The organism is Bacillus sp. z14 (2026) (assembly GCF_058313575.1).
Map to the genome: position 1 here is coordinate 575,579 of NZ_JBZFQK010000003.1, position 16,125 is coordinate 591,703.

Below are 16,125 nucleotides of genomic sequence, written 5' to 3' on the forward strand. Positions count from 1 at the left end.
ATAAATAAAAGTAAAAGCTATAAAATAGGAGTGTTAAAATGGATTCAATTAGCTTTATTGAAATAATACAATTTGTTTTTTTAGGATTACTGCAAGGTCTTACTGAACCTATCCCTGTATCTTCAAGTGGCCACTTGGTCATCTTTCAGCATTTTTTCGGACTTAACATTCCGGGATTAAGCTTTGAGTTGTTTGTAAACTTTGCGTCCCTACTGGCCGTTATCTTTATTTATCGAGCAGATTTAATGAAGTTGATTAAAAATGGATTTTCCTATTTAACAGGTTCTGATAAATCTACCGCCACGAAAAAGGATTTTTATTTTATTCTTTACTTAATTGTTGCTACAATTCCAGCTGCATTTATCGGTCTTTTCTTTGAGGATCAAATCGCATCTATTTTTAAGGGTGTACGTGTCATTGGCTTTGCGCTGATTATCACAGGTATTGCTTTATGGCTTATCCGTAATTTAGAGGGCAGGAAAGCTGAGGGAGAACTAACACTTAAGGATGCCATTATTGTGGGATTATCACAGGCTGTTGCTTTAATACCTGGAATCAGCCGTTCCGGTGCAACGATCGTATCCTCTATGGCTATGGGAATGAACCGTGAAACTGCGTTGAAATTCTCGTTTTTTCTATATATCCCAATCAGTCTTGGCGGCATGGTATTTTCAGTATCCGATATGGTGAACGATCCTGATTTAGGAAGACTGCTGATTCCGTATGCATTGGCATTTATAGCTTCCCTCATCGCCTCCTATTTTTCACTGCGTTGGTTTATGGATATTATGAAAAAAGGGAAATTAGGTTATTTTTCTATTTACTGTTTTATCGTAGGAATCCTCGTTATTATCTTCGGTTAACTTATAAAAAGGAGAACAAGCATTGGTGCTTGTTCTCCTTTTTATATTTGCGAGTCGTTTTTATAGTACACTATATTTATATATACTATACATTTTGAGCTTTACATGACAAAACAACTAATACCCTAAAATAGTTCGAGCTACTTTACCACTATTCGTAATCCTAATAAATAAAGAACGGGTGATGGTTATGTTTAAAATTTTATTAATTGAAGATGACACCAGCCTTTTTAAAGAAATTAAAGAGAGGTTAACCCAATGGTCTTATGAAGTATATGGCGTTCAAGATTTCGGAGAGGTACTTAATGAATTTACGGATATTCAGCCTGACTTAGTCCTTATTGATATTCAGTTGCCTAAATTTGACGGTTTCCATTGGTGCCGGCTGATACGGACGCACTCCAATGTACCCATTTTATTTTTATCATCGAGAGACCACCCTACTGACATGGTGATGTCTATGCAACTTGGTGCTGATGATTTTATACAGAAGCCCTTTAACTTTGATGTTTTAGTTGCAAAGATTCAAGCCATTTTACGAAGAGTTTATAATTATAATGCTGATCAAACACAGCTGAAAATCTGGTGCGGAGCGACCATTAATTACGAAAAAAATACGGTTGAAAATGAACTTGGATCAATAGAGCTTTCAAGGAATGAAATTTACATTTTAAAGCAGTTAATCGATCATAAGAATAAGATTATCAGCAGAGATACTTTAATTCGCAGTTTATGGGATGATGAGCGGTTTGTCAGCGATAATACATTAACGGTCAATGTGAATCGGTTGCGAAAAAGGCTGGATGAACTTGGACTCGGACATTTTATAGAAACAAAAGTAGGTCAAGGTTACATGGCAAAAGAGACGGCTGATTCTTTATGATAAAGAGCTATTTAATTGAAAGACGAAGCTGGATTATCTTATTCCTATCAATTCATCTATTTATACTCTTTGTGGCTTATATTGACCAGTCTATCCCTTTTCAATCAATTGCTTATATCGTCTTTTTATCTGTAATTTTATTTACCATCTTCATTATCATACGCTATAAAACTGAAACGCAATTTTATAGAAGTTTAGATAAACGGGAAACTGATTTAGACATCTCCACTTTGCCGGATGCAAGGAGCCCTATTGAACGAATTGTTCTAAATAGTATCCTGAATCAAACAGAGCAGCTGAAACATGCAACTGCACATAGCCAAACCTTAATTGAACAAGAAAAAGATGACTTACTCTCCTGGATTCACGAGGTTAAAACTCCGCTAACAGCCATGAATTTAATCATTGATCGCCTTGAGGATGAACGAACAAAATCTGAGCTAACCTATGAATGGATGAGAATTCAACATCTTCTTGATTCTCAACTTTTCCAAAAGCGACTTCAATTTATTGAAAACGACCTTTTAATAGAGAATTTAGATTTACGTAAAATTGTCTATAAAGAAATAAGAGAATTGCAGAGTTGGTGTATCCAGAAAAGAATCGGCTTTGACTTCCAGCTGGATATTACCGAGGTTGTAAGTGATGCCAAGTGGTTGAGCTTTATTATTAGACAGTTATTAACGAATGCAGTCAAATATAGTCATGACTCAGATATTATTATTTCAAGCCGCCCCCTGCCAAATGAACATATCATTTTAACCATACAGGATTTTGGCCGCGGCATTGATCAGAGGGATTTGCCGCGTATCTTTGATAAAGGCTACACTTCTGCTGTGGAACATACCGATAATGCTGCGACAGGTATGGGCTTATATCTAGCTAAAAAAGCAGCAAAGCCTCTTATGATTGATATTGGAGTAGATTCAAAACTAGACGAAGGCACCCGATTTACGCTTACCTTTCCAAAGAAGAATGATTTTGTTGAGGTCATTAGCATGTGACAGGAATGTCACATGCTTTTCTATTTTGTTCGGAGAATAGAAGGATTTGAATAGAACGTCCTCTATATAATGAAGGTATCAATTAAAGGGAGACGATTCCATATGAATATATTAGAGGCACATAAAATCCATAAATCATTTGGTAGCAAATTTAATCAGCAAGAGGTTCTAAAAGGCATTGATATTACTATTAAAACAGGAGAATTTGTTGGAATAATGGGCGCCTCCGGTTCAGGAAAAACGACTTTACTTAATGTATTATCTTCGATTGATAAAGTCAGCACAGGGACCATCATGATTAATAATACAGAGATGACAGCAATGAAGGAAAAGCAATTAGCTGAATTCCGCAAGCATCATCTTGGCTTCATCTTTCAGGAGTACAATTTATTAGATACCTTAACTGTTAAGGAAAATATACTTTTACCATTATCTATTAGCGGCTTATCCAAAAAAGAAGCTATAAAGAAGTTTGATGAGGTAGCTAAGGATCTTAGCATCCTGGACCTGAAGGATAAATACCCAAATGAACTCTCAGGCGGTCAAAAGCAGCGAACATCTGCAGCAAGAGCGTTTATCCATGAACCAAGTATTATTTTTGCCGATGAACCTACAGGTGCCCTTGATTCTAAATCAGCATCCGATCTGTTAAATAAACTAAGTGAATTAAACCAAAAGAGGAATGCAACGATTGTATTGGTTACACATGACCCTATAGCAGCCAGTTATTGCAATCGCGTTATTTTTATTAAGGATGGACAAATCTATACACAGCTAACTAAGGGCCAAGAAGATCGTGAATCCTTTTTCAGAGGAATTATTAAAACACAAGGAATCTTGGGTGGTGTTATGGATGAGCGTTAAAACACTCATATGGAGAAACCTCAAAAAAAATATAAACAACTATTATCTCTATGTATTTGCTTTAGTTTTCAGCGTTGCCCTTTACTTTTCATTTGTTACTCTGCAGTATGACCCCGCAATGGATGCTGCTAAAGGTTCGATAAAAGGAGGGGCTGCACTTCAAGTAGGATCTATTTTGCTCATTAGCATCGTACTTGTATTCCTGCTCTTTGCCAATAGTATTTTTATTAAAAGGCGGGGCAAAGAAATTGGTCTATTCCAGTTAATCGGTATGACGAAATCGAAAATATTCCGTATTTTAAATATGGAGAATGCGATTCTCTACTTTGGTTCATTGGTGGTAGGTATTTTTATTGGATTCTCCATTTCAAAGCTTATTATGCTTATACTAATTAAATTAACTGGTGTCGAGGATATAGCTGCTCTACGTTTTTCAGGAGAAGCGCTAATCCAAACTATTATTGTGTTCAGTGTGATCTATCTACTAATCATGTTATCAAATTATCTCTTCATTAAAAGACAAACTATATTATCATTATTTAGAGTAACTTCTTCCACTGAAGTAAAAGTCAAAAAAATATCTAAATTTGAAATCACAATTGGTATACTTGGTCTTTTTTTAATAGGATCTGGATACTATATTTCAACTAAACTTTTCGGTGAGGATTTATCTACTGGCGATGAGTTAATAGCAGCAATGTTATATATTCTTGGGGCTGTGATAGTTGGGACCTATTTGTTTTATAAAGGCTCTGTGACCTTTATTTTAAATAGTATTCGTAAAAAGAAAGATGGTTATTTAAATGTGTATGAGGTTCTCTCTCTCTCATCTATCATGTTTCGCTTGAAATCGAATGCTATGTTATTAACAATCATCACAACTGTTTCAGCACTTGCAATCGGTTTACTCTCCTTAAGCTATATTTCCTTCTATTCAGTAGAGAAAACAGCGAAGAATGATGTTCCAGCTAACTTCTCCTTTATGAATGAAAAAGATGCTGATCATTTTACAAGTGTCCTTCGTGAAAATGGCATTGCTTTTAAGGAGAAGAAAGTTGACGTTATTCAATCGAGAGTTAATATTGAGCAAATTATAGAAACCAGCCTTAATGTACTTGATCTTCGACTGAATTCTATGCCAATGCCTGTTATCAGTGAAAAGGCAATTGACGATGTTGAGTTATCTGCCCATGAGGCTTATTTCACCGGGTATAGCGACATGCTGAAAAATACGTTGGATTTTAAAGACACAGGTAACATCCAAATAACAGGTAACAACATAACGATTGACCAAAAATATACAGGCCTAAATAGGGATTATGTGATTTCCTGGAACTTTACCATCAGCGGTATACCTGCTGTAGTTGTGGATGAATCTACTTTTCAAAGATTAAAGGATGATATAGATCCAGCTATCCAGGATGCTGACTCACTCTATATTGGGATTGATATCACAGATAATGAACAGCTTCCAGAAGCAAATAGTCTATTCAACCAATTAGCTACTCAGGATGATACACATGAATCTCGTATTAACATGATCCAAGATAACAAAAAAAGAATGGGATTAACGATGTTTATTGTCGGATTTCTCGGTTTAACATTCCTTATTACATCGGGCTGCATTCTTTACTTTAAACAAATGGGTGAAAGTGAGGACGAAAAGTTAAACTTCTCTATCTTAAGAAAACTTGGATTTACCCAACAGGATCTTTTGAAGGGTGTTAAGCTAAAACAATTATTTAATTTTGGAATACCACTCATATTAGGTCTTTGTCATAGCTATTTTGCAGTTAAGTCAGGTTGGTTCCTATTTGGAATAGAGATTTGGACACCGATGTTACTAGTAATGGTGTTGTATACAGTATTCTATTCTATATTTGGAGTATTATCTGTTTCATATTATAAGAAAATCATAAAAGAATCGTTATAAAATTATTTATGGAGCTCTTGCTTTAAATAGCGGGAGCCTTCTTTTCATTTTGAAGAAAATAATTCGAGGAAAATTCTATAAATAGCGTGTTTTAATGATGGGAATTTAAATTTATGGTGCATACTCTAATTGCCTTTGTCTATTCATTTTAGATAAAGGCATTTAATGAAGTATACACCATTCCTAAAGTAGCAACTTTAGAGACAAATGTTATCACAATTGCTTTCATATTAGATCCTCCCTTGTTTCAATATTAGCCCAATATCGCATATGATTAATTACATTAAACAAATAATACAAGAGCCATTGTTACAAATTTAAGTCCAAATACAATTCCTAATCCTTTCATTCTGCCTTTCCTCCTATCTTTTTTTCTTTACGTTTGCATTCCTACAAAGAGCAAATATTACTACATACAATGTTCATTACATAAATAACATTAACGCCATTGTTACAGCTTTAAATCCAAATACAATCGCTAATGGTTTCATTCCTTCTCCTCCTATCTTTTTAATTACATATTGTCCTATTACATAAAAATTTGCATTGCTGTATAAACTAACAATAATGATCCCGCTTTAAGCGCAAAAGTTGATACTACACTTTTCAATTTCACAATCTCCTTTTCAAAAATAAGTGATCTTTCAAGTTGATTTCTCAACCTTACAGATACAGTATAGTCCAAAATGACTATAACAGTCCAGTGAAATTTTCAAAAAAAGTTTGTGAAATTATTCACTTATATTTTGTTAAGCACACCGTTTAATCTATTGGTATACATAGTTGTATACAAGTATTCATAGAAAAATATGATTGTGAAAGCAATGAAAACACTTCCAAAATCATGTGATTTATTTCACAAACTGTATTACTCTATAAAAATATAGACTATAACAGTTTTGTTATCTTGATAATTTTTTTCTAGATTTTATTCACAAACTTTTGTCTGTCTGCACCCAATTAATTCGACCTTCAATCTTCAATAAAAAAACCTAACCGAATGTTAGGTTTAAATGAATGAGGAATTTAATCCTTTAACATAATAAAGATCAACTCGAACAACTCGAATATTTGTTTAGGATCTTTACTTGTTATCTCCTTAATTTTATCCAGACGATATTGCAGCGTATTTCTATGAATATGTAACTCTTTTGATGTTAATGTCATATTGCCATTCTTATTAATATAGATCTGCAAGGTCTCCAGCAATTCCGGCGAAGAGATAAGAGAACCTTTAATATAGGAGTGATTAATAAACGAATCTATACCTATCTCGCTGATTCTGGATAAAAAGGATACATCCATATAATGAATAACTCTCTTTTGAAGATTTAATTTTTCACTAATTTGCATAGCACTGATTGCTTGATGATAGCTCTCAGAAATAGTGTCTACATGACTTCCAACACTGATCTTTATAGTCGAATTTTCATTAGTTAACAGGTCAGCCAAGGGTTTGACTCCGCTATTATCCTGTAGCAGGATGATGGAATGCTCATCTTCCTCAAAAACAGGATAATTGATTCTTTTAGGACTTGGCTTTGGCTTTGCAATCAGGACAGATGTTTTTCTTGTCAGATCAAGCTGATAATTCAGGGCTTCCCTTTTTATTTCATCTGAGTATTGGTACTTCGTTTCTACTAATAACTTAAGAAACGCGGACTTCTTTTTACTAATCTCCTCCATACTCTTCAACGCGATTTCTTGTTCAATTAACAGAGAGACTGTGGTTTTGACTAGTTTGCAAAAAGGGATTACCTCATCCGGCTCGCCACTAATCCCAATAACACCTACCATCTTTTGATTAATGACAATCGGTTCATTTGTACCCTTTTTTTCGTACCTATTATCCTCTGTTATTGTAATCATCCTGCCTAAACGTAGGGCTTGGACTGCTCCAGTATGAAAGGTTCCGATTCTGTCCTTACTCCCGCTGCCGATAATGATGCCCTTTTCGTTCATAATATTGATATTATATGGAATATCCGCCATCATTTTATCGACAATATGTTGCGCCTGTTTATTAGTTAACTGATACATGGTGAACAAAACCTTTCTTTATTTCTGTACCGCCTTATCTTATGATCCGTAAATCTTCTCCTATATTTCCATTATAAACTAACAAACCTCTCATCACTTTCTTTGTGCGTTTGCACAAAGAAAATCATCTATCCATCAATAGAATTGTAACCGCTACCAAACTATAATAAGACGTATTCCACACTACTTAGGAGGTTACAAGATGGACGGGATTATGATTAGTTGGATTGGGGCTTTAGCTGGTCTGGCAATAGCCATTATCTTAATCTTAAAAAAGCTGAACCCGCTGTATGCTCTATTTTTAGGAGCCATACTCGGATGTTTAATAGGTGGAGCTAACCTTGAGGAAACAATCAATATACTTGTTGGCGGCACTCAAAGTGTTATGGGGACTGTTATTCGTGTTCTTGCCGCTGGAGTTTTGGCTGGTGTCATGATGGAATCCGGGGCTGCAGAAACAATCGCCCAATCTATTGTTTCTAAATTAGGGGAAAAGAAGGCTCTCATTGCATTAGCTCTTGCCACCATGATTATTACAGCAGTTGGGGTATTTATCCCTGTAGCTGTCCTGATTGTAGCGCCTATCGCTTTATCAATTGGTAATAAAATGGGCATTTCAAAAATTGCTCTATTATTAGCACTATCCGGAGGAGGAAAAGCGGGTAACATCATCTCGCCAAACCCGAATACAATTGCAGCAGCCCGAGGGTTTGATTTAGAACTTAGCGATGTAATGATTGCAGGTCTTATCCCAGCAATTTTCGGCTTAATCGCAACTGTTCTCATCGCCACTTTAATCAAAAATAAAGGCGAAAAAGTTTCAGATAATGAGGTTGTGGATCTTGATCATGGTTCAGCTAACTATCCTCCACTGAATAAAGCAATCGTAGCTCCATTAGTAGCCATTATCTTATTAATGATTAATCCAATCGGTTCAATTTTAAATATAGAGGCCTTATCCAGCTTTAAAGTAGATGCTATGTACATTCTCCCCCTTGCAGGTATCATTGGAACAATAGCTATGGGGAAATCAAAAAATTTATTGAAATATACAGCATCAGGCTTGGATAGAATGACAGTAACTGTGTTAATTCTAATTGGTGCAGGTGCCATCGGAGGATTAATTTCTCAATCCAATCTATCCGCACAGGTTGTTTCATTAATTGAAGCTACCGGTATCTCTGGTACATTCCTGGCACCTATAGCAGGTATTTTAATGGCAGCAGCCACTGCCTCTACATCTACTGGCGTTATTATTGCCACAGGATCATTCAGCGAAGCTATTTTAGACATGGGAGTTGCACCACTTGCCGCTTCAGTTATGGTTCACTCAGGTGCAACAGTAATTGATTCATTACCGCACGGAAATTATTTTCATGTTACAGCGCAAAGCATGAACATGTCCATTAAACAAAGGATGTCCGTAGTCGGCTACGAAGCAATTGTCGGTGCAACCATGACGATTGTAGCCACCATTTTATTCGGATTTATTTTATAACAGGAGGGGTTACAATGAGCAAAACGTTTGTACTTGCACCAGATTCTTTTAAGGAAAGCATGACAGCAAAAGAGGTATGCATTGCAATGGAAGCAGGTATTAAAAAGGTCTATCCAGATGCAGATTTTATCCATGTTCCGATGGCAGATGGCGGAGAAGGTACTGTCCAGTCACTCATTGATGCAACAGGCGGCACTCTCTATTCATTAGACGTTACAGGTCCACTCGGCAACCCCGTAACTGCTCGATATGGAATTATGGGGGATCATGAAACCGCAGTTATTGAAATGGCAGAAGCCAGCGGTATTCACTATGTCACCCAAGAAACAAAAAATCCACTCATTACTACTACATATGGTACAGGTGAATTGATTCGCGCCTGTTTAGATAAAGGGATTAAAAAAATCATCATTGGAATTGGCGGCAGTGCTACTAATGACGGAGGAACAGGTATGGCTGAGGCGCTGGGTGTTCAGTTTCTTGATAAAGAAGGAAACCATATCCCTAGAGGAGGTGGCTACTTAAATCAATTGCATACAATTGATACGTCTAAAATAGATACACGTCTAGCTGATGTAACCATGATAGTTGCCTGTGATGTAACGAACCCTTTATGCGGCGAAACTGGAGCATCTCATGTTTTCGGGCCTCAAAAAGGCGCCACACCTGAAATGGTTAAACAGCTAGATCAGAATCTAGCGCATTATGCTGACATGGTAGAGCAGCAATTAGGACAAGCTGTTCGGAACACCCCAGGCTCTGGAGCTGCTGGTGGCCTGGGTGCTGGCTTACTCCTGTTTACAAATGCCACTCTTCAAAAAGGGATTGACATTGTAATCGAATTCAGTGGGTTACGAGAAAAACTTAAGAACGCTGACTACGTGTTCACAGGCGAGGGCGGCATTGACTATCAAACGCAATTTGGCAAAACACCTTATGGGGTCGCGCAAGCTGCAAAAGAACTTGACAAAAAAGTAATAGCAGTTGCCGGATACATTGGGGAAGGTATTGAAGAGCTTTACGACAAAGGAATCGATGCCATCTTCGGAATCATCCCAGAACTCGCACCCCTAGACCAAACCCTAAAAAACGGCCCTAAAAACATAGAAAGAACCTGTGAGAATATTGCAAGAGTGCTGAAGGGCCTTGATCAGGAGTAAGGAGCATAAGACAGAGGCTCGGAGGGGATGTTCTTCCCCCGCAGAGGCTATGCTTATGTCCCGAACTCCTAGGCCCTGAAGCCAGACTACTTAGAGTGCTGAAGGGCCTCTAAGTACGGAACGAAGACTAAAAACGCCACGTCCTGTGGCAACGTCTTCATGACCTACATCCTGTAGGCCCGCGAAAAGCATAAGACGAATACTCGAAGGGAGGGTTCTTCTCCCGTAGATTTTTGCTTATGACTCGAGCTCCTAGGCCCTGAAGCCGGACTACTTAGAGTGCTGAAGGGCCTCTAATAAAGGAACAAAGACTAAAAACGCCACGTCCTAATACACCTTCAAAAGACCTTTAGAACCCTCATCTCGGAAGCCTCCGACAACCATTTCTATGCGGTTAGGAACCTATGTCAAATCTGAAAGACTTTAGTGTATTTCCTAACATTACAAATAATAAAAGAGGCTGGGACATAAGTATTTCAGTCAATGATAAATCCGAACTATCAGGTGATATTTTAATAAATATTTCGCCTAATAGTTCGGATTTTTATTTGTTTTCAATAGATTAGTTAGTTCTATATACCATTATTAAACTTAGTGGAATGGAGCGGAAGCCACCGACTCCTGCGGGAAGTAGAGGAAAGACTGAGACCTGAGCAAGGCGCAGCCTAGGAGGCTAAAGCCCTCCTCCCCGCGGAAAGCGAGTGGAGTAAGCGCGCAATGAAACGAACTTTTCTTCCAACTTAACTCTTTAATAAGTAACAAAGTCGATAAATTAGATATCGTTCGTCTTTTCAGGAACGTTTATAAGTTATTGTTCCAATCTTCTTTTTTAGTCCTTATAATCCTCTTATCCCTTTTGATAGTCTCCGCATATTCTATTTTATGAAATACCAAACCAAATTCTCATGTCTTCTCCAAAATAACCGATTACTTTGACATCCATTATACCTATATTTAATTATGCACTGAGTAATGATAACTAGTTTTTTAACCTGAACCAATATAATTAATAGTAGTATTTAACTGTTATCCTAGATACCTATCCATATACCACTTTAAATTTGATATATTTGTAAGCGGAGCCTAAAACTCTCAAAAAAATACAAAGGATAGGTGCCTCGTATGAAACTATGGAGTAGTATTAAAGGTCGGATCTTTTTAACAAGTACAATGGCAATCAGCTTGGCAGCAACATCATTTATGACAAGTGAAGCAGAAGCCACCAATCACAAGCATCATAAGCCTAAGGGACAATCACAAGTAGAACTCCGTATTATGGAAACGACAGATATTCATACTAATCTTTTAAGCTATGATTATTATAAAGATAGCTCTGCCCCTAACATAGGTTTAGCTAAAACAGCTACTCTCGTAAAAAAGGCACGTTCAGAAGTAAAAAATTCTGTATTAGTTGATAATGGCGATTTAATTCAAGGGACACCTCTTGGCACATATAAAGCTAAAATCGATCCGTTAGAAAGAAGAGAAACACATCCAGCCATAAAGGCTATGAATATCATGGATTATGATATAGCGACTCTTGGAAACCACGAGTTTAACTATGGGTTGAAATATCTGAACGAAGTATATAATGACGCTGATTTTCCTGTCATTAATGCAAACGTATACATTGATGATCAGGATAACAATCCAAGCAATGATGTTCATAAATTCCAGCCCTATAAAATCGTCAATAAAAAAGTTAAAGACCAATCCGGAAAAACCAAAATCATTAAGATTGGCTATATCGGTTTTGTTCCACCACAAATCAACGAATGGGACAAGGCCCATCTTGATGGAAAGGTCATTACAAAGGATGTTGTAGCAACTGCTAAAAAATACATTCCTGTCCTAGAGAAAAAAGGTGCGGATGTGATTGTTGCTATGGCTCACTCCGGTTTTAATGGGAATCTCGATAATACGGAGGATACCGTATATGCTTTAAGCAAAGTACCTGGTATTGATGCTCTCACTTTTTCACACACACATAAAGTATTCCCAGCTAAAACCGATGCTGAATTAGATGCTTTATTCAAAGATTCTGCAGGAAATCCTCTTCCTGGTGTTGATAATACTAAAGGAACCATTAATGGCGTGCCTGCTGTTCAGGCAGGGTATGGTGGCGCTGCACTTGGAATTATTGATTTGACATTAAAGCAAGTAAAAGGTGAGTGGGAAATATCCAAATCTCAATCCTCCACAAGGAGTGTTGACGAGTCTATACAACCTGATAAATCGATTGTTCGTGCTGTTCAAAAGGATCACGAAGGTACGTTGAAATATATCGATACTCCTATCGGTACTACAACTGATGATATTTATAGCTACTTCGCACTGGTTCAGGACGATCCCTCTGTTCAGGTCGTTACGAATGCACAAAAATGGTATGCAGAAAAGTACATTGAATTAAATAAACCAGAATTAAAGGATCTGCCTATATTATCTGTTGGTGCTCCATTTAAAGCTGGCCGAAACGGTGTTGATGAGTTCACCGATATTAAAAAGGGCGATTTAACCATTCGAAGCGCCGGTGATTTATATCTCTACGACAATACATTGAAAGCCGTTAAAATCAAAGGCTCCGTAGTAAAAGAATGGATTGAAATGTCGGCAGGTAAGTTTAATATGATAGACCCTGCCAAAGAAAGTGAACAAGAACTATTGAACCCTTCCTTTGCGGTCTATAATTTTGATGTCATCGATGGTGTCAATTATCAAATTGATGTGACGAAGGCTCCAAAATATGCACCAAACGGTACTCTTATAAACCCAGAATCAAGCCGCGTAATTAATCTGGAGTACAATGGAAGTCCAATTGATCCAGATCAGGAATTTATCGTTGTGACAAACAACTATCGTGCCGGTGGCGGAGGTAACTTCCCTGGATTAAAAGGCAGTGAACTGGTCATTGATTCAGCAGATGAAAACCGCCAAGTTCTAATGGATTACATTTCTGAAGTAAAAGAAATTACACCAACTGCTGACCGCAACTGGTCTATTGCTCCAATATCTGGCGAAGTGAATGTCACATTTACCACTTCACCAAAGGCAGAAGAGTATATTACAGATGAAACACCGTTCACGTACACTGGAAAAACAGACTCTAAAGGCTTCGGAATCTTCAATATTGATCTAAATCGTGGAGTCAATGTTCAGTTACTGGGATTAAACGATTTACACGGACAGTTAGATACTGTCACTACTGTTGGAGATTTACCAACAGGACCTATTTCATATACAGCGGCAGCATTAAAGAAGGAAGAAGCTACAAATCCTAATACATTTCTAGTGCATGCCGGGGATATGATTGGAGGAAGTCCGTTAGTCTCCGCTTTATTTCAGGACGAGCCTACCGTTGAAATATTAGAAGCAATCGGATTTGATGTCGGAACATTTGGCAACCACGAGTTTGATGAGGGCATTGATGAACTAAAGCGTATGATGAATGGCGGCGACCATCCTAAAGGCAACGCTGACTATGACGGAATGAACTTTCCATTAGTTGCTGCCAATGCTTTTGACACTAGAGATGGGAATTTAATCACCCAGCCCTATACAGTTTTAGAAGCTGAGGGCGAAAAAATTGGTGTTATTGGCGTTGTAACTCAGGAAACGCCTACTATGATCGTAACAAAAGGAAATGAATCATTAAAAATCACAGATGAAGTAGCTGCCATCAACAAATATACAGATGAACTTAAGAAACAAGGAATTGAGGCTATTATCGTGCTTGCCCATAATCCCGCAACGCAAACTGGCTATACCGATTCCTTCGATGCAAGCCGGATTGCAGAGCAGATTAATGATGAAGTCGATGTGATTTTTGCGGCACATAACCACGTAAACGTGAACCGCGTCGTTGATCAAAAATTGATTGTTCAAGCTTACTCCTATGGAAATGCTTTCTCTGATGTAGACATCACCATTGATCCACTAACAGGCGATATCGTCAGCAAAACAGGAAAAATAAACACTGTTTACCAAAAGGACTATGCTCCAGATTCTGAAGTCTCATCTATTCTAAAAAAATACTCTGATCGCGTAGAACCCATTAAGGCTCAGATAATAGGCAATAATACGGCTTCTCTTGAAAAAAGCTACCCAACTACAGCAAGAGAATTCAGTGACATTGCCCTCGGTAATTTAATTGCAGATGGTATGAAGGCAGCCATGGATTCAGATTTCGCCTTAATGAATGGCGGCGGTGTACGCTCTCCATTAGATGCAGGCGAGGTGACATTTGGTGATTTATTCGCCATTCAGCCCTTTGGTAATGTATTAAACAAAGTAAAGCTTAGCGGAGCTGATTTAGAAGTTGTTTTAAATGAACAAATCACGGCAAGAGGTTTAGATTATCACGTATCCGGTTTTAAATATACCTACACCTATGATGACCAAGCAAAAAACGGTAAGATAGTCGATATCCTTTTACCGGATGGCAGTAAAATCGATCCGAATAAAGAATACACAGTCGTGATCAACAATTATATGTATGGAAATATCAGTACGAGCTTTGGTAAGCTATCAACAGATATGGAAGTCGGACCAGCCGATATAGATGCAACTGTTGAGTTTGTAAAAACCTTGCCTGCCCCGTTTGAGTATAAGGCAGAGGGTAGAATTCAAAAAATAGATTAACAAGTGATTAAAGGACTGCCAATTTCATAATAGGCAGTCCTTTCTTAGTTTTACTTATTAAATAAACTTAAATATTGACCGTACCCCTTTTCCTCTAACTGATCTAGAGGGATAAATCGGAGGGCGGCGGAGTTAATACAATAACGCGCTCGATCCGGTCCAGGCCCATCATCAAAAACATGCCCCAGGTGAGAGTCTGATGTTTTGGATCTTACTTCAATTCTTCGCATCCCAAATGAAGTATCAAGTTTTTCCTCCATTTCATGTCGCTGTATTGGTTTCGTAAAACTCGGCCAGCCACACCCGGCGTCATATTGGTCAAGTGAACTAAATAAAGGTTCACCCGAAATGATATCTACATAGATTCCCTCTTCCTTATTGTCCCAATATTCATTTTTAAATGGCGGCTCTGTTGCATTATTTCTTGTCACCTCGTATTGGAGCGGTGTTAATTCTGCTCGAAGCTGCTCATCACTTTTTGTATTCTTCCAATTATCTCTTATAAAACGAGCACGACCGGATCCCTCTTTATAGAGATTATAGCGAAAAGGATTCTTCTTATAGTAATGTTGGTGCTTCTCTTCTGCTCTGTAAAATGGACCAGCCGGGAGAATCTTCGTTACGATTTCTTTCTGAAATCGCCCACTGTTGGCCAGCTCCTTCTTAGAACCTTCTGCTAAACGATGCTGCTCTTCATTATGATAAAAAATGGCTGTTCGATAAGAATCACCCCGATCATTAAATTGCCCTCCGGCATCTGTCGGGTCAATTTGCTGCCAATATTGTTTAAGCAATGTTTCATATGACATTTTTTCAGGGTCATATGTAATTTGAACAGCTTCATAATGGCCTGTTGTATCGCTGCAAACCTCTTCATATGTTGGATTCTCCGTATGTCCGCCCGTATAACCGGATACGACTTTTATAATTCCCGGCTGCTCGTCAAATGGTGATACCATACACCAAAAACAGCCGCCCGCAAATGTTGCCAGTTCCAACTGATGATCCATTCAGTATACACCCCACTATCATTATTTTGAGTAATCAACCCTACTATCTTTTCCAACCCTACTTCTATCGTATTCAAACTCATATGCGTATTTATATAAACAGAAAACAAATGATTCCTACTATGTATCTTATCCCTCAAGTAAAAAGGCTGCTCTAAATGGTTTTATATTAAGGCAATAATAAAGGCAGTGCAAACAAAAGGTCTCATTACCCTTTGTTTAACACTGCCCC

General features: G+C 37.7%; 10 protein-coding genes. 8 read left to right on the plus strand and 2 right to left on the minus strand.

Annotated features, from left to right (window positions below; translation table 11 throughout):
* The first annotated feature begins 38 nt into the window (after positions 1–38).
* The 5 genes from AC4G3O_RS13735 (at position 39) to AC4G3O_RS13755 (ending at position 5,547) form a co-directional block, all read left to right on the plus strand.
* Complete coding sequence (locus tag AC4G3O_RS13735) at positions 39–863, plus strand: undecaprenyl-diphosphate phosphatase (protein WP_491136350.1); 825 nt, start codon at positions 39–41, stop codon at positions 861–863.
* Positions 864–1,053: 190 nt separating this feature from the next.
* On the plus strand, positions 1,054–1,746 hold the full coding sequence (locus AC4G3O_RS13740) for a response regulator transcription factor (protein ID WP_066109590.1): 693 nt from the start codon (positions 1,054–1,056) through the stop codon (positions 1,744–1,746).
* Positions 1,743–2,750 (plus strand): sensor histidine kinase, encoded by a 1,008-nt coding sequence (locus AC4G3O_RS13745; RefSeq protein ID WP_491136351.1) that lies wholly within the window; start codon positions 1,743–1,745, stop codon positions 2,748–2,750. Before AC4G3O_RS13740 ends, AC4G3O_RS13745 begins: the two co-directional genes overlap by 4 nt.
* A 102-nt stretch (positions 2,751–2,852) precedes the next feature.
* Complete coding sequence (locus AC4G3O_RS13750) at positions 2,853–3,614, plus strand: ABC transporter ATP-binding protein (RefSeq protein WP_148630348.1); 762 nt, start codon at positions 2,853–2,855, stop codon at positions 3,612–3,614.
* A complete protein-coding gene (locus tag AC4G3O_RS13755; protein WP_066109599.1) occupies positions 3,604–5,547 on the plus strand; it encodes an ABC transporter permease in 1,944 nt (647 codons plus the stop codon). The genes AC4G3O_RS13750 and AC4G3O_RS13755 overlap by 11 nt, the downstream gene beginning before the upstream one ends.
* A 1,026-nt stretch (positions 5,548–6,573) precedes the next feature.
* Here AC4G3O_RS13755 and AC4G3O_RS13760 read toward each other — a convergent pair.
* On the minus strand, positions 6,574–7,587 hold the full coding sequence (locus AC4G3O_RS13760) for a CdaR family transcriptional regulator (RefSeq protein ID WP_491136352.1): 1,014 nt from the start codon (positions 7,585–7,587) through the stop codon (positions 6,574–6,576).
* Between the two features lie 202 nt (positions 7,588–7,789).
* Between AC4G3O_RS13760 and AC4G3O_RS13765 the strand changes: the two genes are divergently transcribed.
* From AC4G3O_RS13765 to AC4G3O_RS13775, 3 genes are all read left to right on the plus strand, one after another.
* Entirely contained in the window at positions 7,790–9,085 is a 1,296-nt protein-coding gene (locus AC4G3O_RS13765) for a GntP family permease (RefSeq protein ID WP_066109605.1), read from the plus strand.
* Between the two features lie 14 nt (positions 9,086–9,099).
* Positions 9,100–10,245, plus strand: a complete 1,146-nt coding sequence (locus AC4G3O_RS13770; RefSeq protein ID WP_066109608.1) for a glycerate kinase — start codon at positions 9,100–9,102, stop codon at positions 10,243–10,245.
* A gap of 1,122 nt (positions 10,246–11,367) precedes the next feature.
* Positions 11,368–14,883, plus strand: a complete 3,516-nt coding sequence (locus AC4G3O_RS13775; protein ID WP_491136353.1) for a bifunctional 2',3'-cyclic-nucleotide 2'-phosphodiesterase/3'-nucleotidase — start codon at positions 11,368–11,370, stop codon at positions 14,881–14,883.
* A 50-nt stretch (positions 14,884–14,933) separates the two neighbouring features.
* Here AC4G3O_RS13775 and msrA read toward each other — a convergent pair whose 3' ends face one another.
* Positions 14,934–15,893 (minus strand): peptide-methionine (S)-S-oxide reductase MsrA, encoded by a 960-nt coding sequence (gene msrA, locus AC4G3O_RS13780; protein WP_491136354.1) that lies wholly within the window; start codon positions 15,891–15,893, stop codon positions 14,934–14,936.
* Between the last annotated feature and the right edge of the window lie 232 nt (positions 15,894–16,125).